This is a genomic window from Plantactinospora sp. BC1 (assembly GCF_003030345.1).
Classification (GTDB): domain Bacteria; phylum Actinomycetota; class Actinomycetes; order Mycobacteriales; family Micromonosporaceae; genus Plantactinospora.
The window spans coordinates 6,234,790-6,254,603 of sequence record NZ_CP028158.1; the positions used below are offsets into that span (position 1 = coordinate 6,234,790).

Here is a 19,814-nt window from a genome sequence, read left to right on the forward strand (position 1 = left end):
GGGACCGGGTCAGATTCCGTAGTCGAGCCTAAGGGGTGCGCCTCGACCCGTATGAGCGCGTCGCCGAAATGCCACAACCGGACCCCTGGTAACCAGGACGACGCGGGCCACTCGCGCAGCCCACCACATCCACTGCCGTGCCGGCGTACGTCGGCACGCGCTCGACCCTGCTGGAGCACCATGTCCACTCCCGTCACGATCATCGGCGCCGGCCTCGGCGGCCTCATGCTGGCCCGCGTCCTGCACGTTCACGGCATCCCGGCAACGGTCTACGAGGGGGAGTCTTCCCCTACCGCGCGCACCCAGGGCGGCTTGCTCGACATCCATGACCACAACGGCCAACTGGCTCTGCGGGAGGCCGGCCTGATCGAGGAGTTCCGCAGCCTCGTCCTAGAGGGCCGTCAGGCGAGCCGGTTCCTCCTCCCGGACGGGACCGTCCTGGTCGACCAGCCCGACGACGGCACGGGTGGGCGCCCCGAGATCCTCCGCGGCGACCTGCGCCGGATGCTGCTCGACTCCCTCCCTGCCGGCAGCGTCAAGTGGGGCAACCGGGTCAGCGGCGTAACTGCCCTCGGCGAGGGCCACCACCACGAGGTGACCTTCGATGACGGCAGCACAATTGTCACCAGTTTGCTGGTCGGCGCGGACGGCGCCTGGTCACGGGTCCGGTCGCTGTTGTCCGACGCCACTCCCGAGTACACCGGCATGTCGGCCGTCGAAACCCACCTGTTCGACAGCGAGCGTCGGCACCCAATCACCGCGAAGGCGGTCGGCCAGGGAGCGATGTACGCCCTTGCGCCGGGAAAGGGCCTTCTGGCGCACCGCGAGAGGGGCGGTACCCTGCACAACTACGTGTTCGTCACCGCGCCGCAGTCCTGGTTTGCCACCATCGACTTCACCGATGCCGCCGCAGCCGCCGCGCGGATCGCGCAGGAGTTCGAGGGGTGGGCCCCCGAGCTCACCGCGCTGATCACCCACAGCGACACTCCACCGGTCCTGCGCCCCCTCTACGCCCTGCCGATCGGACACCGGTGGGATCGGGTGCCGGGGGTGACCCTGCTCGGCGACGCCGCCCACCTCACAGCCCCGAACGGCGAGGGCGCCAACCTGGCCATGTACGACGGCTCCGAACTCGCCAAGGCCATCGCCGCCCACCCCGACGACGTCGAAGCCGCCATCACCGCCTACGAGCAGGCCATGTTTGCCCGCAGCACCGAGGCCGCCGCCGAAGGCACCGAAGGCCACAAGCTCCTGTTCGGCGAGGGCACGCCCTACGTCATGCTCGGCCTCGACACAGACGACAAGCAGATCTCACGGGTGCCGTAGCCGCAGGGGACGATAGCCAGTGTCCCGACCAGCCGCCGTGCAGGGTGGCATTGGTTACCGCGCGCCGCCGCTTCTCGCTCCCGAAGGTCTCCATCGGTCAGAACCACTCTCCGGACACCGCTTCCCGCACGCCTTTGCGGCACCCGAAACACCCGCCGTCCAGGCATCACGATCCCTTGCGTGAAGATTACATAGGTAGACGTCGAAGCTGTGGCCATCTTCTTGCTGGTCAGCGCCCTGTGCTGGTGCCCCCGGCAGGATTCGAACCTGCGACACACGGTTACCAACCGTCGCCCTCCCGGACTTGTCATCGGTGGTCGCATCTTGGCGTTGAGCTGCACAGACGTTATCCTGTGCCGATCGTCGCCTGTCACTGGTAGTCAACCCTCGGGACGGGTTTTCGGGGGTAAACGGGGGCGCCTGCCCGGGTCCGTCAGTGAGCGGATACTGGCGCAGGTTGGTGCCCTGGACGTTGTCTTCGTGCCAATCCACGACGCATCCGGTCACCGAGTAGGTGCTGGTGTGGCGCAAGGACGCGCTGCGCCAGCCCGGGCGCGACTTCGTCGAGGTGACGGTCGAGCTCGGCCCGCGCGAGTTCGGCACGGTCAAGCAGTAGCAGGTTCGGCTACCGGCCGGGCTGGTCGGTGGCTGCACGGCCACGCGGTGGCCTTCTCGTAGAACAACGGCACAAACCCCGCATCACCAAGGCCTGCAGTCGGCGTCGATGATGGCCTGGTGAACTCGGGACGCCCGAGACGTCATGCGTACGGTCGCGACCACACTGGCCGCGACCGTACGCATAGATCGGTCGTGCTATTTCCCGCTGGGCGTACCGGTGACCAGCGGCAGCGAGATCGAGGTACCGGCCAGGTCGACGGTGACCCTGGTCCCCGTACCGGTTTCGGCATCGGTGACGTCGTCGTTCGTTCCGGTCAGCACCAGGCCCAGCCGGTGCCCTGCCTTGAACTCGTAGTCCTGCGGCAGCATCGACCAGGTGATCTGGTACGACCTGCCCGGCGTCAGCGGTGTCGAGCGGCGGAGCGACGTGTGGTTCTGCGCGTCCATGAATCCCCGGGCGACCACCTGGAAGCCGGATGTCACCGTGTTGTCCGCGGCCCGGACGTAGCAACTGTCGTCATCGGCCGTGCTCGCGCCGACGCAGTCTTCGGCGTCGATGAGCTTGAGGCCCTGCCCCATGGGGTCCGCACCGTGGATGCGGGTGTCCTGGCCGTAGTCGACGAGCATGACACCCAGGTTGGCGGTCGGCTTGTCCAGCGTGACCCGCAGGCTCACGGACGGCGTCCCGGACAGCCGTGTCGCGCTCCGCAGCGGTGAGGTCAGGTACGCCAGCCGGTTGGGGTTGGTGGTGCCGGGGTCGTCGGCCATCGCGGCCTCGGTCTGCAGGGTGTCGAGGTAGCTGCCGGTGCCGGTCGATGGGGTCCGGTCCAGCGAGCCGTCATGCTGCGGTCGCAGGGTCACCGTTCGCGTCGGCGCCGGCCAGTCGGCCTGGGTGGTCCAGCGGTCCGGGCCGAGTTGTACGTCGGCGCGCGGCTGCCGCATGATGTCGTTCGGGACGCCCATCAGTTCGTGGTCGAACCACTTGTGCAGAGTGTGGACCCACACGTCGCGGCGGGCCCAGAACGGGTCGAGGTGCCCGTACTGTGTTACCCACACCTTGCGTCGCACGTCGCGAGGCAGCGCGGCCCACCACGTGGAGAACTGGTCGGCCATCACGTTCCGGTCCTGCATTCCCACCACCGGAAAGACACTGGCGCGCACGTTGCGGGCGTTTGACACCGGCCCGGTCCGGTAGTCGAGTTCGTGCCAGTAGGCGTTGTAGTTGCCGGTGGCATCGTCCGAGCCAGCGGTCATGCGTTGGTGGACCGCCGCGCATTTCTCGTCCGGATCCTCGTCGACCATCGTGGCCAGCCACGCCTGTCCGCCCTTGGTATCCGTGAGGGTGCCGTTCGCGCGCCACAACCCGTACCAGTTGCTCGGCGCCGCGAGCGGCACGATCGTCGCCAGCCCTCGCACCCCGGTGCCGGCGACCCCAATGGCGAGCGCTCCCTCACCGGAGTGGCCGATCATCCCGGTACGCCCGGTGGTCCAGGTGGCTCTCACCGGATTGCCACTGTCGTCGAAAGCGGTCGCCCGGCCGTTCAGCCAGTCGATGACCGCCTTGCCGCCAAGCACGTCGGACCGGCCGCCGGAGGTCGGGCAGCCGTCTGACAACCGGGTGCCGATCATGTCGACGGACACGAACGCGTAGCCGCGCGGCACGAAGTAGTTGTCGTAGAACAGCGGAAACTTCGTCAGGTCCCCGTTCGCGTCGTAGGTTTTGTGGTCCAGCTCGAAGCCGGCACCCGGGGCGTCGTAATACGGGCTCTCGTGCATGATCACGGGCACCTTGAGCCCGAATCTCGTCTCTTTCGGTCGGATGATGTCCACCCGGACCAGGTCCTTGCTGCCGTCGTTGTCACTGTCGACCGGTGACTGCACCCGGACGTGCTCGCGAATAGCGTCCTGGTAGGAGTAGACGGGCTGCGTCAGCCCGCCGGAGACTTCGATCGCCGGCCTCGCGGTCGCGGACGCGGCGGGAGCACCGGCGACGACGATCACGGTCGCGAGTGCGACCGCAGCGCAGACAGCTCGCCGTTTCGAGGTTGGCATGTGTACCCTTCTTTCTGCGTTGGGGATCAGGCAGCCGCGCGCCGGACGATGCCGTCAAGTTACGTACGGGCGCAGATCTCGGCCTGGTGTGTGGAACTCGGGTCAGGGCTTGCGAAGATCGGGGTGAGGGTCAGGACACGGCGGAGGGTTCAGCCGCCCCAGCCTGTGACGTGCCCGTCCTTGCCCCGCGTCGTACACGCCGATCACCGACGAGCGCCGCGCTGACCGGATCAACCAGCGTTGTCGGCAATCGCTCTGGATCGGCCGCCTCGACACACTGCTTGAGATGTGCGGATGGTTGAAAGCCGAGGTGGTCTGGTCGTCGTCTCAGGGTGTGCCGAACCAGCCGCTGAGTGCTTCTCGCAGTGCGGGCGCGGCGGTGTCGGTGGCTTCATCGATGGTGGCGGCCCAGGCGATGTGGGCGTCCGGGCGGATCAGCAGGACGTCGGCTGGTCGCTGATCGGTTTTGGCGGTGTGGATGTCGACGCGATCTTGCCAGTCCTGGGCGGTCTGACGGAGGTCCGGGCGGTCGGCGAGGTCGAGGAGGATGGGCCGTGCGGTGTGCATGAGTTCCGCGACGCTGGTGATGCCCTGCTCGGTGTGCAGGGTGAGGTTGGGGGTGAAGGTGCCGGCCAAGGGGTGGTGGGAGCCGGGCATCGGGTAACGGATGTCGGTGCCGGCGACAAGCGTTCCCATCCGGCGCAACGGCTGCTCGTCGGCGAGCAGTTCCTGGAAGACTTCCCGGAGCGCTTCGGCGGCCGGGTCGTGTCCGCGCCGGAGTGCCACCTGGGCTCGGGTGTGCAGCATGGTGCGGGTGCCGGCGAGGTGGCGTTCGTCGTGGTAGGTGTCCAGCAGGCCGGCCGGCGCGCGACCGTGGATGTCGGCGGCCATCTTCCAGGCCAGGTTGACCGCGTCGAGCATGCCGGCGTTGAGTGCCACACCGGTGGCGGGGAACAAATGCGCCGCGTCACCGGCCAGCAGGATCCGCCCGGCACGGTATCGCTGCGCCTGCCGAGCCTTGAAGGTGAAACGCGACAGCCGAATCGCTTCTCCCACGGGCAGATGCACGCCGAGCACACGGCGCAGGCTGTCCTGGAACTCGGGCAGAGTCATCGGTAGGTCGTCGTCGTATTCGGTGCTCTCGTCTTCGACGGTGTAGAGCGAGACTGCCCTGGACTCGGGCGACGAGCCGACCCCGAGGAGCCCGTGGTCGGTCCGGGTGAAACCCGCGCGGACCGTGTCGGAACCGGGGACCTCGAGATCGCCGTTCCCGAGGACGGTCACCGCATCGGGCAAGGTGACCTGGGCCAGCCGATTGACCTCTGGATAGACCGTTCCCGGGAAGGGGATACCGGCCCAGTGACGGACCCGGCTGCGCGCTCCGTCGCACCCCACGAGGTAGCGGGCGACCACCTGGTACGACCCGTCCGGACCCCGTACGTCCACGGTCACCGCGGCATCGTCCTGGCTCACCCCGATCGCCTCGTGTCCGCGGCGGATCTCGACACCGAGTTCCTCGGCGCGTTCGTCGAGCAGCCGCTCCAGCTCCGGTTGCGGCAGCGGCAAGGCGTGCAGCGGCGGATCCGCCAACCGGGTGAAATCCAGATGCACACCGCCGAACGGGAACCGGGGAGCCGGGACAGGGCCGGTGCAGGCTGCTTCGAACCGTTCCAGTATGCCTCGGTATAGCAGCAGCTCGAGGATCTGACCGCCGATGCCACCAGCCTTTGGGGTGGCTCGGCGCTGCGGCTGCCGCTCCATCAGCAGTGGCCGCACTCCGGCCAGGCGCAGTTCATTGGCCAGCATAAGGCCGGTCGGGCCCGCGCCCACAATGATCACGTCGGCGTACGCCGCTGGCGGCTCACGTCGCGGTCCTTCGCCGCTTTCAAACGCGACCTCATCGTCGACAACACGCATTCGTCACTCCACTTCCGCACGTTCCAGCCCGGCTGGTCAGCGACGAGTCTTCCGCGCGGAACACCCGAAGATCAACGACAGTCTCCGTAACGTGGCATAACCCCTCGCTAATAGATTGAGGTGCCGGAATCAGTACCCGGTGGTCATAACCGAGCGGTTATCGCTGCTTGCGATCTTTGTCGTTGATCGACGTCCATACCAGCGGGGACCATGAAAGCGTCAGACGGGCCCGCACGCCGTGGGCGCGGGCCCGAATCCAATCCTCGTGGGGGATGCACATGCAGTTCGCACTGATCGGATTGCCGGTCGCGACGCAGGACCCGGCCGCGAGCGCGGCGTGGTTCGCCGAGCGCTTCGGGTTCAAGGTCGGGGTCGATCTTCGTTGGTACTGCCGGGGCCCCTGAAGTGTTCTGCGGCGGGCGGGCGGGCCGGACCGGCTGACAGCGCCGAGCCGGCCCAGTAGGCAGGGCTGCGACCTGGACCGTACGCCTCGGAGGTGGACTCCTTGCGGTCGTGCATCAGGTGAAGCGCGACCTGGTCGTCATACCGATGGGACGAGCATCCGCAGTCGCGGCCCCACGCGCATTCGTCATCGACAAGGTGCGATCACGGTTCCCGAATCATCGACCATCCGGTGCCACTCTCCACACCGACGCCAATGGTGACAGCGCAGAAGACGCCTATCTGGGTTTACCGAAAGCGCGTGGACCGAGTTGCGCCGCCGTCTCGACGAAGCTCTGCACCCGTGGCGAGGCCCCGTCCTTACGCCACAGCAGGACCCACTCGGTGACGGGCGCGTCATGGACGGGCACGAACACCACGCCCGGGTGTGAGTAGTACCGCAACACGTGCTCGTTCAGCGGACTGAGGCACTTTCCGGCAGCCACCTGGGTCAGGATTTCGTGAAACGTCGTGACGAGAGGGGCGCGCGGAATCGGCCGGCCGCTGGGTGTCTTCACAGGCACCATCGCCTCGACCCAATAGTCCGGAAGGTTTGGGGCGAAATCGACGAACACCAGTCCGCCAAAGTCCTCCATCGACACCGATGTCCGGTTGGCAAGCTCATGCCCGGTCCAGACGGCCAGCACCCGCCCCTCGGTCAACAACACCGGCCCCTCGACCAGATCCGGCTCCCGTACCGGCCGCCACAGCAAGGCCAGGTCTAGCTCCCCAGCCCGCAGGGCGGCGAACGGATCACTGAAATGGATCTCACGCAGCGCCACCTCACAGCCGGGGTGACGGCTCCGGAACAGATCTATGATATCGCGAATCTCGTGACCAACCGCCCCCATCACACCCAACCTGACGGTACCGCTGACACCCCGCGCCGACTCCGACGCCGCCGCGAGACCCCTCTGGATCGCGTCATAGCCGGGCCGCAGATCGTCGCGCAGCTGCTTGCCGACCGCGGTCAGCCTCACCGCCCGGCTCGTACGATCGAACAACGCGGCCCCGATGCGGCGCTCCTGTGCCTTGATCGCCTGACTCACCCGTGCCTGCGACACATGCAGTCGCTGCGCGGTACGTCCGAAGTGCAGTTCCTCGGCGAGCGTCAGAAAGATCTCGATGTCGCGAAGCTCCACCCGAACCCCAACTTCCATAACAACCAGGTTATTTATCCTAGCAGCGGAGGTTAGCGGTCGGCGTCGCAGCGCACCGAGGCAGGCCGGCGCAGACCCCGACACACTGCGACCTGGCTGACATCATTGACCTGATGCTGGCCACCGGTGCCCGCATCGACGAGATCCTAGTGGCGGCCCAGTTCGGTCACACCACCGAGCAGGTCACAAAACAGGCACTACATTGTGAAGCCCGTCCCTCGCCGCAGACAACTCCAGCATCCTCGAACAGCTCGGCGGTGGCCCGCCGACGACCGAGCCATGCGCCGAGACCACGACCCGCGTCAGACTGGATAGGCGCACCAGGGACGGCAGCCGACAGCACCGTGGCGGGCCGGTTCAGAATTCGATCGCCCAGACCGTTACCCGGGGGTTCGGGGGTAATTCAAAATCACATAGATGTACGCCGAAGCCCCCGGGCCGTGCGTTGCTTTCCCCGATGACGGCATTTCGTGCCGGTGTCATGCCGAGCGTTCCCTTCGTCGTGGTGGGGGCCGCGGTGCCGGTCAGTCGGCGATATGGGCGGTGTTGTCGAGCCAGTGCTGGGCGAGGTCGGTGTCGCCGTCGATGCTGATGTTGGTGGCTTGGCGGTCGGTCAGCGGGAGCCGTCGGGTCAGGATCAGCAGCAGCGATCGCGCCGGGCCGGCCACCGTCACATCGGCCTGCTGAATTCCGGGCTGCCACGTCGCCCCGTCAGACCGCCGTTCGACGAACCAGGCGCCCGCGTCGTCCGCGATGTCGGTGGCCAGCCATTGCAGGGTTTGCCCGGTGCCCCGGATGGCGTGGGCGGACTCGGACCGCAGCATCTCCCACGTGGGGGAGGTGAGCATGGCGAGGTGGTGGCTGATGAGCGCGGCTGCGATGTCGGCGTCGATGTCGGCCGGTCGGTGCGCTGCGTTGGCTGCGTCGAAGCCGTGGATGACCGTCTCGTTGAGGACATTGGACAGCCAGAATCGCGTCCCGGGCCGCTCGTCCCCCGCCGCGTTGAACACCGGCGCGTCCAGTGCGTCATCGGAGCACGCGCTCGCGACCCGCTGCGCGGACTCCGACAGCCACGCCTGCCACTGGCGGGGGTCGGCGGGCAGTACGGCATATTCGGTGGGCATCTGTGCGGGATCGGTGATGCGCTGCTCGATGATCTCCGCAGTCCAGTGCTGGGTCTGACCCACGTGCTCGACCAGGTCGGTGATGGTCCACCGCGGGGTGGTCGGCACTGCGGCGCCAGATCCGGCCGCGGCGGCTGATTCCCCCAGACGTCGGGTGTGGTCGACGACCGCTCGCCGGGCACGTTCCGCGTTCAGCTCGGTCATTGGATTGTCCTTTCCGTAGGTACGTTGTGCTGCAACTGACTGGGCGTGCCGGTCGAACTCATCGGTGACCTGTGGATCGGTATGCCAGACAACTTCCTGATCACCTCCTGATGTCGGTCGATCGAGAAGTGGTCGCGCTCGAACCTCACATCTGCGCGGACAAGTAAGCCCAGATGTGACTCGTTGACACTTGGCCAGTGGACCTGGGCGGACTCGATCAGCTTCAACGCCATCGCTACACCGGCGGCCCGTGAGCCGGGTCCTTGATGACCCCTGCCGGAGCCTGATGATGGCAAAGGCGGCTTCACGTCACCCCTCCGAGGGCCATCCATAGGTTCCGATCATTGCTCTGAGGGAAGCGATTTCTCTTGGAGTGTGGGTCACATAGCTTGGTGGCGCCGTGCGTAGTGATCCCTGAGTAGGTCGGCGCCCCAGTCGTGGCGCAGATGTCGCCATACGGAGTGGGCGTGATTGGCGTCGTCTTGGGTGTTGTCGTACTCGATGAGGAACTCGGGTGCGCGTATGCAGTAGTAGTGGCCTTCGCCGAGTGCGGTCGGGCCGGCCCACGCGAACCGGATCTGGTCCAGGCCAGCCGCCTCGGCCTGGCGCCAGCACGCCTGGGCATACGATGCCGGCGCGCGGTTGAGGTAGCGCTGGACCAACTGGTCGAGCAACCGCTGCTGCGCCGGCCGCAGCAGGTCGCGGCCGATGCCCTCGGGCAGCAGACTGGGATCGGCCACCGGATCGGCCCGGGTGAGGATGTCGTCCGGAGCAACGTCGGCACTGATGCCGACCGCGCGCTGGTGGGGGTCGAGCCCGGTGGCGAGCTCCCGCGCCAGGTCCTCCTCAGGGCCGAGGATCCGGCGGCCGGCGTGCGGCCCGGAGGGTACGACGGCCGGTTCTGAACCGACGAAGTGGGGCGTGATCGTCGTGCCGCCGGGTGCCACGACGACGTGCACGGCCAGGTGGTGGCCGTTGATCCGCCAGCCCCACGGCAGTTCGTCGCTCGGGTTGCCGAGCACTCGCATCCAGTACCGGTCCCCATCCGGCGGTGAGCCGGTGGCGAGTTCCCGCCTGACCCGCTCGACCTCGACGGCGCCGACGGCGAGATCGCCGCCCTCGGAAGAGTGGGCTGACCGAAGCAGCTCGACCGCGAGGGCGTGCTGGGCGTCGGTGAGGTGTTCCATCGACAGGCCAGGACGGTCCCCCGGCAGATAGGTCCACTGCCGAAAATCGGAGTCGGCGAGGTCGCCGCGGACAAGGCGGCGTTGGTGCTCGTCCAGGCTCGAGAGGAGGGCAAGCGCACATCGGCGGGCGTCATCGGCCGCGGTGGTCATGCAGTCCCTCCCGGGCTCCGTGGCTGCCGAGCCCTGCCTCGCAGCCGGCTGATGCGGGACTATCCGCGCTGCTTGTCATTCCCGTCCCTCGATCACGATCTTATCCTGGCGATGTTGAGCCTGGCCCGCGCGATCGATGGATGGACGGCTTCGCGAGGGCTGCCGTCCACTGCTCCCCTCCACCGAAGGCTGGGTACTCTTCTATCGCTGGTCTATTCGATCATGTTGGATGCGAATCAGATCCAGCGGACACGCTCACGCACCAGTTGATCTACGCCCGTCGGTTCGTGTTGACATCGGCTCATGGCGCGACCCGGGTGTGGATCAAGGCATGGCGTTTCGAAGACGCGTCGCCGTGCAGGGTTGCCGGGAAGGCGCGCTGTAGGTCAGGGCAGCGTCCGTTGACGCCGCCTCGACGGCCACCGAATTACGACAGTTAGGGCATGCGTGACGAAAGGCGAGTCGAGGGTCGAACCCCAAAACAGCGTCGCGAACGTCCGGTGCCGGGGTTTGCGCAGCTCAGCGGATGTGCAGGGTAGAGCGTTCATCCGCGCGTTCGTGCCCCCGGCAGGATTCGAACCTGCGACACACGGTTACCAACCGTCACCCTGTCGAGCTTGTCATCGCTGACCACATTTTGGCATTGACGTGCACAAACGCGGTCCTACGTTGATCGCCGCTTGTCACTGGTAGTCGGCTCTGGGAAGGGGTTTTCGGGGGGTAAACGGGGGCACCTTGGTCGGTGTACACCAGCGGACGAACGCTGGCGCAGGTTAGCGCCCTGGGGTGGTGAGGTGCATGGTCTAACGAGCACCTCGTCGTGCGGATTCCGGACGTCGAGTGGTACGCGCTAGTGCGTTGTCCATGAACGTTTGCCGGGTCGGTAACACGCCGGGCGGCGTGCGTTCGGATGAGGTGGTGAGGGCTCACTCTCGACGGCGGTGATGTAGGCCGTTGAGGGTGAGGTGGGTGGATTGGCCGCGCCGGTACGGGCGCGGCGGTTGACGCAGGATGAGGGCCGCAGGCTGCAACAGCTCGTGCGACGAGGCAAGCACGACTCGGTCCGGGTCCGACGGACAATGATCATCATGGCGTCGGCGCCCGGGACGCCTGTCACGTCGATCGCTCGGCTGGTCGCCGCGCATGAGGACACCGTCCGCGACGTGATCCACCTGTTCAACGAGATCGGACTACGCGCGCTGGACCCTCGATGGGCGGGAGGCGAGGATAGGACCAGTTCTCTTGTTTGATCGCTGCCTGCCATTTTCGCTGTTCGGTCTGGCGTCAGCTCCTGCGACTTCCGTCTATCATGCGGGCATGTGGAAGGTGCCGGTGACTGCTCCGGAGGCGCTGCCATACCTTGTGGACGCGGCGCGCCGTGACGGCTATCTGGGACTCATGGTCATTCTCGCTCGCACTGCGGAGGCGAGGACGCTTCATGAGGAACTGGTACGGGACTGGACCAGCATTCATGACGTGACCGGGCACCGGATTGCCGTGCTTTGCCCGGACGCCCGGTTCGTGCTGAGCGAGGCGGACAAGCACGGCAGGTTCTACGGGACCGAGAACGGCGTCACCAGATACTGGTCGAGGCTGAGACTCGATGATGCTCTCAACTTTCCCCACACCCGGGTGGTGGTTCCCGGCAGCGATGGTTATCCGCGCGGCGTCCCGGTCGCGGTTCCGCCCTATCCGGCGGAGGTGCAGCAGGCCGCATGGACCGAGGCCGTGACCCGCTGCGCCGAGTACTTCGGCATCCGCGAAAGCCGGCTCCCCGCGGTGCTCGTGCTGTGCTTGCGGGAAGAACGGGACGTGTTGATCCAGATCCGGCAGCAGACGAGCATCTACGGGCTGTGCAAGAGGATCGCGTCGCATCCCGGTTACGAGTCGGGGGACGACCACCGGCTGTTAGCGCGAGCCCGGCTCACCGCTCTGGTCGCGAGCCTCGAAACTGGTTACGGTCTCGACGACGACCCTCCGAGGAACATGCGCAGGCTGCTCACCGTGGCAAAGGTGGATGCGCAGTTCGAAGGGCTGCGGAAACACCTGGGTATGGTCGCGCACGTCGATCCAGATCTGAACTGGACGTGGTCCACCGGTCTCGACGAGCTGGTCGACTCGAACGCTGACCACAAGGCCGTGTTCGCCTACCTGTCCGAGATGGTGCACGCCGTCCACACGCACCCGCGAAAGGCCGATCTTCTCGGCTTGGACAAGAAGGCCCACAAGGTCAAGCGCGCTGTCACGGTGGCTGCGCATCCGCCTCCAGACTTTCGCTATCTAACGGAAGGCCCGGCAGTCAAGACCAACTGGGAGGCGGAATACACCCGAGCGCAGGTCGAGCTGGCCGAATTGGAACTGTTGCTGGACAGCAGGCCGGGGTTGGCGACCGCGTGCGAGGCGGCGGCCAAGGCCGAACAGGGCGCCTGCAAGACAACACAACTGGAAGTCGCCGAGTACATCAGACTCCACCGGGGATATCCCACGCAGCGCATTCACGCGGTGTCACCGGTCGACCCCCCGTCCGATGGTGCGAGCGTCACCACCCACAACGACATCTCCGGGACGGTACACGGCGTCGTGGTCCAGGCTGGGCACATCGACGATCTGCACCTCCACGTCCACCGCAAGTGGCTTGGCACCTGGCGAAAACGCCGCCGTCAGCAGTAGACCCGATACCCGAACCGAGCCTTGCACGCGACCGACCAGATGGCTGCTTCTGAAGACCATTGGGGCTTGTAGGCTGTGTCTCGGAAGAGGGGTGGTGCCAGTGCTTGAGCCGATCTTGGTCTCCGTCGCTGCCGCGCTTGCCGCGCAGTCGGCGACCTCACTCTACGACCTGGTGAAACGACGGTTCGCCGGCCGCGAAGACGCCGAGGCGGCACTCGAAGCGGTTAGCGGCGCATCGCCAGGGTCGCCTCAAGTAGCGGTACTCGCCGCACATCTCGCTGCCGCAGAGACCGAAGACCCCATGTTCGGGGTAGAGTTGCGGCACACATGGCAGCAGGTCAGCGCTAGCCGCAGTGGCGTGGTCAATCAGATCACCGGGAACGTGTCGGGCAAGGTCGTGCAGGCACGCAACATCGAAGGCGGCATCACCTTCTAGTGCTGTGACCACGAACGTTGGCCGGGTTGGGTCAAGCTGCTCGTGTGATGGTTTGGCCCGATCGGTGTTGGCGTTGCGCCACCGGAAGTAGGCGTGGATGGCCCGGGTCGCGGTGGTGTGGTTGGGATGGTTCGACCCGGCCACGACGAAGGTGCGTAGCGGTCGAAGTGCGCCTCGATCGGGTTCGCCCAGGAGGGATACGTCGGGGTGAAGCACAGCTCGACCCGGTTGGTGGCCGCCCAGGTCTTGATCCGGTGGCCCTTGTGCGCGGAGAGGTTGTCCAGGATGACGTAGATTGGTGCCCCGTCCGGGCGGGCGGCGCGGATCGACTTGAGCGCGGCGAGGGTGTTGGCCGCCGACTTCCGGGTCCGGACAGTGCCCCAGAGGGTGTCATCGCCGACGCTGTAGCAGGCGTGGAGTTGCCGGACCCCGTGGAGTTTGTGGTAGTTCGCGGGCAGCCGGTCGGGGTGCCCTTTCGCGGTCCATGACGCGCCGGGGTGTGGTCGGATGGTTAGTGGCCCGAACTCGTCGAAGGCGAAGACCCGGTCCGGGAAGGCGATGGTGACCTCCTCGATCCTGGCGAGTTTCGCCTGCGCGTGGGGGTCGTTGGTCTCCTTCCACGTCTTGGTGCGCTGGAAGGTGATCCCGTGTTTGTGGACAAACTCCCGTAGCCGTTCCCGGCTGATCGTCACCCGGCGGGCGCCGTGGTTGTGGGCTAGGTAGTGGGCGAGCTTCCGCAGGCTCCGGCGGGTGAACTGCTGTTCGTGTCGGCGTACGAGTTGGTGTACCCAGGTAGGTACGGATGAACGCGGCCAGTCCGTCCGGTGAGGTCAACGGCTGGGGGTGACAGCGTCGGCGGGGACTGCCCGAGGTGGCCTGTGGCGTAGCTTGGTCCGGTGTCGTTGGCCTATCCTGCTGTTGATCTTACTGATGGGACGGTTTGTCTTCGTTCCTGGCGGGAAGATGATCTGGACTGTGTTCGAGCCGCGGCCCATGATCCCCGAATTGTCGAGGCCACGACGGTTCCGGGAGTGTTCTCGGTCGATGCAGGACAAGCGTTTATCCGTCGGCAGTGGAGTCGAGCCGACAGCGGTGAGGGTGTCTCGCTTGCGATTGCTGATGCGGTGACTGGTCAGGCGATCGGTTCGGCCGTGCTCATGCTGCGGCCGCAGCCGGGTGTGGCTGGTCTTGGTTACTGGCTTATCCCATCGGCGCGGGGGCGAGGGATCGCCACGCGTGCGGCGAGGCTGGCGTCTTCGTGGGCGATCGACGTCGCGGGCATCGCGCGGGTGGAGGCGTGGGTGGAGCCGGAAAACGAGGCGTCACGGCGGGTTCTCACCGCTGCCGGCTTCGAGCAGGAGGGTGTGCTGCGCAGCTTCCTGGCTTTCGCGGGCCGTCGCGCTGACGCGGTGGTCTTCTCCAAGATCCGGGACACTCGTCCTAGACAAGCATGAGGGGATCCTGGCTGGGTTCAGGCGACGTTGGCTTGGCCGTCGATGGCGGTGAGGCGGTTCTTGAGTCGGTAGCTGGGTCCGTTGATGGCGACGACGTCGCAGTGGTGCAGGAGGCGGTCGAGGATGGCGGTGGCGAGGACTTCGTCGCCGAAGACTTGGCCCCATTCGCCGAAGATCTTGTTTGAGGTGAGCAGGGTCGAGCCCTTTTTTTCATAGCGCTTGGAGATGACCTGGAAGACGAGGTTGGCTTGGGCGCGTTCGAGGGGTTGGTAGCCGACCTCGTCGATCACGAGGACGTTGGGTCGTAGGTAGGTGTGCAGTTTGCGGGCGAGGCGTCCGATGGTGTCGGCGGCGGTGAGGTGGCGGACCATGTCGTCGAGGCTGGTGAAGTAGACGGTGAACCCGGCTCGGCAGGCGGCGACGGCCAGGGCGACGGCGATGTGGGTCTTGCCGACGCCGGGCGGGCCGAGGAGGGCGAGGTTGGCTTTGGCCTGCACGAACGCGAGGGTGGCCAGGTCCCTGGCTCGGCCCCACCCGGTCCGGGGTCACGGTCACGTTCTGGGCCGACACCGACGTCATCCACCTCATGATCGCCGGAGCACGGTTGAAGTCGTGCCGATCTCACCTGTCGGTGGCGGACCTGGTGGTCTTGGCCCGTGATGGTGGCCGTCCCGCCGGTCCGCCACCGCTACCCCCAGCAGCGGCCGGACAGCCGGCCGGTCCGGTCGAGGTCGACCGGACCGTGGGTAACAGCGGATGCGTCTCCCTCGGCCAGCACCTGGTCCTGGCCGCCGAGATCCTGGCCGGGCGGCGGGTCGGTGTCCGTGTCGACACGCATACGCTGTCGTTCTTCGACCTGGAGACCCGCGAACTGCTCCGCACCCGACCGAACCCGCTCATCCCCGCCCAGGTCGCCCGGCTGCGTAGTGCCCGACCCGCCGGACCACCACCACAACCATCCACCAGACCGGTCCGGGTCCAACGCCGCGCCTCGAACAGCGGCGGCGTCATGGTCGCCGGTCAGAAGGTTGCGCTCGGCCGGATCCACGCCCGCAAGACCATCACGATCGACGTGACCGCCACCGAGCTGGCCGTCCATTGCGACGACGGCACCCGCATCATCCGCCGCACCACCAGCCAAGCCGTCACCCAGATCAAAGCCCACCGACCTCGCATCCGTCACGGTGATCGCGAAGACAGCCAGGGACCATCGAGACGGCAGCACACAGGGAAGATCAACCCATGACCATCTGGGACGACCTGGGCCCCGAGGAACGCGTGATCTTGCAGAACGCGGTCGAAGAGGCGTGGCTCAACAACGTGATCGGTGACTACCTCGGCCACGCTGAGCACGGCGGCCTAGTCTGGATGATCAGCAGCGACGAGGACGCCATCCGCCCGCTCGTCCCACGCTTCGCCGCCATCGTCAAGGACATGGTCCGCCGTGACCTCATCGCGCTCATCCACACGGCCCGCCATCACGACGTGGCCAACGCCCCATACATGACGGACAACGAGATCGACGCCGCCCTCATCGACCCCGACACCTGGTTCCCACCCACGGGAGCGGGACCCGTCATGCTCATCACCACCGACCACACAGACCGCCTGCTCGGCAGGCAACAACCGTGAACCGCACCGACCCCGCAAGGTCGGCCCGAAGGTCTAGATCACCTGTCAAGGATCAGATGGGACGGATCCGTCAAGCATCAACTGGGACTAGACACCGGCGCAGAAGGAGTGCCCTTTGGCGCCTCGCTTACAAGTTCTGGGCGCGTCGTTCGGCGGGGTCCGTCCACGTTTGCGACCTCGGGAGACTGTCCGCGCCCGGCCACGGTCGGCTGTTCTCGTCCTGGCAGGTTGCTGTCGACAGCTACACCCGCTGCGATCGGTCGGCTAGGGTCCGTTTCATAAGCGGTTAGAGCCATTCGTTGATGGCGGCGACGTGGATGGTTGCCTGGTAGCGCACGGCGAGTTTGTCGTAACGGGTGGCCAGGCTGCGGTGGCGCTTGAGCCGGTTGATGCCGCACTCGACGGCGTGGCGCTGCTTGTAGATCTCGGGGTCAAACGTCGGCGGGCGTCCGCCCTTGGACCCCTTCTTGCGCCGGTTCACGGCCTGGTCGACCTTGACCGGATCGTCGCCTTGATCCCGCGTTTTCGCAGGTGCTCCCGGTTGGCTGCCGAGCTGTACGCCTTATCGGCCAGGACTCGGTCCGGGCGGGTACGCGGACGTCCGCCACCGGGCCGTGGCACCCGGATACGAGCAAGGATCCGGGCGAACTGCGGACTGTCACCACGCTGCCCACCGGTCACCACCACCGCGAGAGGTTTCTGGCCCTGCTCACACCCCAGATGCAGCTTGGTGGTCAACCCGCCACGGGAACGACCGAGAGCATGGTCGGCGGGCTCGTGCTCGACACCACCCGGCGGCTCATTCTGCTCCTGCGACCGGGCCCGAGCACCGGCGGCGTGCTGATGAGCGCGGGTGATCGTGGAATCGACACTGACGTCCCAATCGATCAGCCCGGCCGCGTCGGCGTGGGCTTGCAGGCCGGTGAGAATCTGCTGCCAGATCCCGCCGCGCTGCCAGCGCCGGAACAGCCCGTACACGGTCTGCCAGGGTCCGTACAGGTCGGGCACGTCCCGCCACGGGCAGCCGACCCGCACCCGCCAGCGGATCCCGTCGATGAGCTGGCGTTTGTCCCACTTCGGCGGACGGCCCGGCTTCTTGCCCCTGGGCAGCAGCGGCTGCAGCACCGCCCACTGGGCGTCGGTCAGGTCGTGCCGCCTCGCCGCCGGTATGGTGGCCACGAGGTCTCCGGTTTTCGTTCTTCTTGGTCGTTGAACGGTCTACCGGAGACCTCGCCGTCTAACGATCAGCGACACACCACCTGATCAGGCTTCCCGACACCAGCCATATGAGTCACGACCACTTCTGAAACGCGCCCTAGTACTGCAACGGCAGTGAGCGTGTCGAGTTGTGCTCGCGTTCGTTGGGTATCGCGTGACGGATGTCGATGTTGAGCGGTGGTCTGCCGAGCTGGACCGGTTGCACGGTCGGATCGGGGTGCGGTTCCGTCGGGTGCAGCCGCGCAGGCGGGCGCGGCAGTACCTGTGCGGGCTGGTCTCGGGCCTGGGCCGCAAGAACGGTTGGACCTTGGCTGAGCAGGCTGGGGATGTGTCGCCGGACGGGATGCAGCGTCTGTTGCGGTGGGCGGACTGGGACGTCGACGCCGTTCGTGACGACGTGCGTGACTACGTGGTCGAGCACCTCGGCGACCCGGGCGGGGTACTGATCGTCGACGACACCGGCTTCCTGAAAAAGGGCATCCGTTCGGCCGGGGTGGCCCGGCAGTACTCCGGCACCGCCGGCCGGGTCGAGAACTGCCAGGTCGGCGTGTTCCTCGCCTACCGCTCAGCACGCGGTCATGCGTTGATCGACCGGCAGCTGTATTTGCCGGCATCGTGGACCGACGACCGGGACCGGTGCCGGGCCGCCGGCGTCCCGGACTCGACAGGGTTCGCGACGAAGGTGGAGATGGCCCGCACCATGCTCGCCCGTGCCCTGGACGCAGGCGTGCCGGTCGGCTGGGTGACGATGGACGAGGCGTACGGGCAGTCGAAGTCGCTGCGGGTGTGGCTGGAAGAGCGGGACGTACCGCATGTGGTCGCGACCCGCCGCAACGACGACATGGTCACCACCAGCATGGGACGAGCCCGCGCCGACCAGCTCATCGCCGCCCTACCAGGTCAGGCGTGGTGCCGGCTGTCCGCCGGGGCGGACGCTCACGGACCACGTGAGTACTGGTGGGCGCGGGTACCGATCCGGGTGCCCGTTTGGTGGAGACCCGGCCGCGGGCACTGGCTCCTCGCCCGACGCAGCATCACCACCGGCGAGATCGCCTACTACGTCTGCTACGGCTCCCGCCGCACACGCCTGGTCGACCTCGCCCGGGTCGCCGGTGCCCGGTGGGCGGACGAGGAATGCTTCCAGCAGGCGAAGAACGAGGCCGGTCTGGACGAGTACCAGGTTCGGGACTGGCGGGCCTGGTACGCCCACATCACCCTCGCCATGGCCGCCTACGCCTGGCTGGTCGTGGCCCGATCCCTTGCCGTAAAAGGGGAACCGCCCCCAGCAACTGCATGATGATCGGCTACACCGTACCGGAGATCCGACGCCTACTCACCGCACTCACCGTGCGACGACCCCGCCCAGCAGAACAGGTCTGGGCCTGGTCCCGATGGCGCCGACGACGCCAGTACCAGGCCCGACTCTGCCACTACCGACGACACGGATACCCCTGACACTGCCGTTGCAGTACTAGTACGGGCCGCACACCGGATGACTCTGTCGAAGCATTCTGGCCATGCAGGCTTGCAGGGAGTGGCCGGATGGCCTACTGCACGTGACCGTCAGGCTCCCTAGAGTCTCTCCATGGCTAGGTTACGACGTGGCTGGGCGATACTGAATCTGCCGCCGGAAGCCGGGTGTCACTTCGCAATGGCGCATCGACCTGACGTGAGAGAGCCGTCGGGAGTGACCGCCCTATGCGGCGTCGACATACGCACGGCCGCCCCCCACAAGGGCAACTTGCCTCGCGGGATGACCGAGTGCACCGAATGCAGGCGCATTGCCATGGAGCGACGGCAGGCGGCTAGGAGCAGCCTCGACCGTCGCAAGCAGCTCGCGCAGGTAGAGCGCTACTTTCCGGACCGTAAACCCAGGATGCCGAGACAGGCAGAGGTGGCACTGTCTGAGGAGGTCGACCGCCGAGATCGCGCCCGCGATCGCGGAGTGTCCCTTCGCACCCTGAGCGGCGGACTCCCTACCCTCGGCCGCCGCCGCTAGGTGTAGGGACCAGCAGCGTTGTTGACGCGGCTGATGGGTGGTTGGCCTCCGAGTGCGGTGTGTCCGCGATGGTGGTTGTAGGTGTGGATCCAGGTGGGTAGGGCGTCGGCGCGGTGTTGGTTGCTGGTGTAGGGCTGTTGGTAGGCCCATTCGTCGAGGAGGGTGCGGTTGAAGCGTTCGGCTTTGCCGTTGGTTTGTGGTCGGTAGCGGCGGGTGAAGCGGGGTT

General features: G+C 66.8%; 15 protein-coding genes and 3 pseudogenes. 9 read left to right on the forward strand and 9 right to left on the reverse strand.

What is annotated here, in order from left to right; genetic code table 11:
* The first annotated feature begins 180 nt into the window (after nucleotides 1-180).
* Nucleotides 181-1,326, forward strand: a complete 1,146-nt coding sequence (locus C6361_RS27430; RefSeq protein WP_107269463.1) for an NAD(P)/FAD-dependent oxidoreductase — start codon at nucleotides 181-183, stop codon at nucleotides 1,324-1,326.
* 813 nt (nucleotides 1,327-2,139) lie between these two features.
* Here the strand turns inward: C6361_RS27430 and C6361_RS27440 are convergent.
* Both C6361_RS27440 and C6361_RS27445 read right to left on the reverse strand, forming a co-directional pair.
* Nucleotides 2,140-3,945: a CocE/NonD family hydrolase gene (locus C6361_RS27440; protein WP_199853099.1), complete on the reverse strand. Its 1,806-nt coding sequence runs from the start codon at nucleotides 3,943-3,945 to the stop codon at nucleotides 2,140-2,142.
* A 378-nt stretch (nucleotides 3,946-4,323) separates the two neighbouring features.
* A complete protein-coding gene (locus C6361_RS27445; RefSeq protein WP_107269465.1) occupies nucleotides 4,324-5,913 on the reverse strand; it encodes an FAD-dependent monooxygenase in 1,590 nt (529 codons plus the stop codon).
* 278 nt (nucleotides 5,914-6,191) lie between these two features.
* Here C6361_RS27445 and C6361_RS38850 point away from each other — a divergent pair, with 278 nt between their 5' ends.
* Nucleotides 6,192-6,317, forward strand: a complete 126-nt coding sequence (locus C6361_RS38850) for a hypothetical protein (protein WP_255416170.1) — start codon at nucleotides 6,192-6,194, stop codon at nucleotides 6,315-6,317.
* Between the two features lie 276 nt (nucleotides 6,318-6,593).
* Here C6361_RS38850 and C6361_RS27450 read toward each other — a convergent pair whose 3' ends face one another.
* The 3 genes from C6361_RS27450 to C6361_RS27465 form a co-directional block, all read right to left on the reverse strand.
* Nucleotides 6,594-7,514 (reverse strand): LysR family transcriptional regulator, encoded by a 921-nt coding sequence (locus C6361_RS27450; protein WP_234359032.1) that lies wholly within the window; start codon nucleotides 7,512-7,514, stop codon nucleotides 6,594-6,596.
* Nucleotides 7,515-8,038: 524 nt separating this feature from the next.
* A complete protein-coding gene (locus C6361_RS27455; protein ID WP_107269467.1) occupies nucleotides 8,039-8,842 on the reverse strand; it encodes a maleylpyruvate isomerase family mycothiol-dependent enzyme in 804 nt (267 codons plus the stop codon).
* A 380-nt stretch (nucleotides 8,843-9,222) separates the two neighbouring features.
* The gene (locus C6361_RS27465) at nucleotides 9,223-10,179 is read right to left on the reverse strand and encodes a DUF3500 domain-containing protein (protein WP_107269469.1); all 957 of its coding nucleotides are present in this window, start codon (nucleotides 10,177-10,179) and stop codon (nucleotides 9,223-9,225) included.
* 974 nt (nucleotides 10,180-11,153) lie between these two features.
* On the opposite strand from C6361_RS27465, the pseudogene C6361_RS39285 reads away from it, so the two are divergent.
* The 3 genes and pseudogenes from C6361_RS39285 to C6361_RS38365 form a co-directional block, all read left to right on the forward strand.
* A pseudogene (locus tag C6361_RS39285) lies at nucleotides 11,154-11,420 on the forward strand (helix-turn-helix domain-containing protein); the annotation flags it as partial.
* Nucleotides 11,421-11,496: 76 nt separating this feature from the next.
* Entirely contained in the window at nucleotides 11,497-12,849 is a 1,353-nt protein-coding gene (locus C6361_RS27475) for a hypothetical protein (RefSeq protein ID WP_107269470.1), read from the forward strand.
* Nucleotides 12,850-12,949: 100 nt separating this feature from the next.
* Complete coding sequence (locus tag C6361_RS38365; protein ID WP_107269471.1) at nucleotides 12,950-13,285, forward strand: hypothetical protein; 336 nt, start codon at nucleotides 12,950-12,952, stop codon at nucleotides 13,283-13,285.
* A gap of 66 nt (nucleotides 13,286-13,351) precedes the next feature.
* Here the strand turns inward: C6361_RS38365 and C6361_RS38370 are convergent.
* Nucleotides 13,352-14,040 (reverse strand): annotated as a pseudogene (locus C6361_RS38370) (IS630 family transposase); the annotation flags it as partial.
* Between the two features lie 141 nt (nucleotides 14,041-14,181).
* Between C6361_RS38370 and C6361_RS27490 the strand changes: the two are divergent.
* Entirely contained in the window at nucleotides 14,182-14,739 is a 558-nt protein-coding gene (locus tag C6361_RS27490; protein WP_107261885.1) for a GNAT family N-acetyltransferase, read from the forward strand.
* A 17-nt stretch (nucleotides 14,740-14,756) separates the two neighbouring features.
* Here the strand turns inward: C6361_RS27490 and istB are convergent, their stop codons facing one another.
* A complete protein-coding gene (gene istB, locus C6361_RS27495) occupies nucleotides 14,757-15,254 on the reverse strand; it encodes an IS21-like element helper ATPase IstB (protein ID WP_304598553.1) in 498 nt (165 codons plus the stop codon).
* Between the two features lie 116 nt (nucleotides 15,255-15,370).
* Between istB and C6361_RS27500 the strand changes: the two genes are divergently transcribed.
* Together C6361_RS27500 and C6361_RS27505 are read left to right on the forward strand one after the other, a co-directional pair.
* Entirely contained in the window at nucleotides 15,371-15,985 is a 615-nt protein-coding gene (locus C6361_RS27500; RefSeq protein WP_107269472.1) for a hypothetical protein, read from the forward strand.
* Complete coding sequence (locus C6361_RS27505) at nucleotides 15,982-16,371, forward strand: hypothetical protein (protein WP_107269473.1); 390 nt, start codon at nucleotides 15,982-15,984, stop codon at nucleotides 16,369-16,371. The genes C6361_RS27500 and C6361_RS27505 overlap by 4 nt, the downstream gene beginning before the upstream one ends.
* Nucleotides 16,372-16,657: 286 nt before the next feature.
* Here C6361_RS27505 and C6361_RS27510 read toward each other — a convergent pair.
* Nucleotides 16,658-17,550 (reverse strand): IS5 family transposase gene (locus tag C6361_RS27510; protein WP_234359034.1). Its coding sequence is split into 2 segments (ribosomal slippage): nucleotides 16,658-16,875 and nucleotides 16,875-17,550, totalling 894 coding nucleotides; the frame shifts between segments, so codons are not numbered across the junction.
* A gap of 193 nt (nucleotides 17,551-17,743) precedes the next feature.
* On the opposite strand from C6361_RS27510, the gene C6361_RS27515 reads away from it, so the two are divergent.
* Nucleotides 17,744-18,886, forward strand: a complete 1,143-nt coding sequence (locus tag C6361_RS27515) for an IS701 family transposase (protein WP_107269474.1) — start codon at nucleotides 17,744-17,746, stop codon at nucleotides 18,884-18,886.
* Nucleotides 18,887-19,584: 698 nt separating this feature from the next.
* On the opposite strand, the pseudogene C6361_RS38375 reads toward C6361_RS27515, so the two are convergent.
* Nucleotides 19,585-19,809: pseudogene (locus C6361_RS38375) on the reverse strand (integrase core domain-containing protein); the annotation flags it as partial.
* Between the last annotated feature and the right edge of the window lie 5 nt (nucleotides 19,810-19,814).

Excerpts from the sequence above, each read along its gene's own strand:
- C6361_RS27430 (WP_107269463.1), top strand. The coding sequence starts at position 181 with ATGTCCACTCCCGTCACGATCATCGGCGCCGGCCTCGGCGGCCTCATG.
- C6361_RS27445 (WP_107269465.1), bottom strand. The coding sequence starts at position 5,913 with ATGCGTGTTGTCGACGATGAGGTCGCGTTTGAAAGCGGCGAAGGACCG.
- C6361_RS38850 (WP_255416170.1), top strand. The coding sequence starts at position 6,192 with ATGCAGTTCGCACTGATCGGATTGCCGGTCGCGACGCAGGACCCGGCC.
- C6361_RS27450 (WP_234359032.1), bottom strand. The coding sequence starts at position 7,514 with ATGGAAGTTGGGGTTCGGGTGGAGCTTCGCGACATCGAGATCTTTCTG.
- C6361_RS27455 (WP_107269467.1), bottom strand. The coding sequence starts at position 8,842 with ATGACCGAGCTGAACGCGGAACGTGCCCGGCGAGCGGTCGTCGACCAC.
- C6361_RS27465 (WP_107269469.1), bottom strand. The coding sequence starts at position 10,179 with ATGACCACCGCGGCCGATGACGCCCGCCGATGTGCGCTTGCCCTCCTC.
- C6361_RS27475 (WP_107269470.1), top strand. The coding sequence starts at position 11,497 with ATGTGGAAGGTGCCGGTGACTGCTCCGGAGGCGCTGCCATACCTTGTG.
- C6361_RS27505 (WP_107269473.1), top strand. The coding sequence starts at position 15,982 with ATGACCATCTGGGACGACCTGGGCCCCGAGGAACGCGTGATCTTGCAG.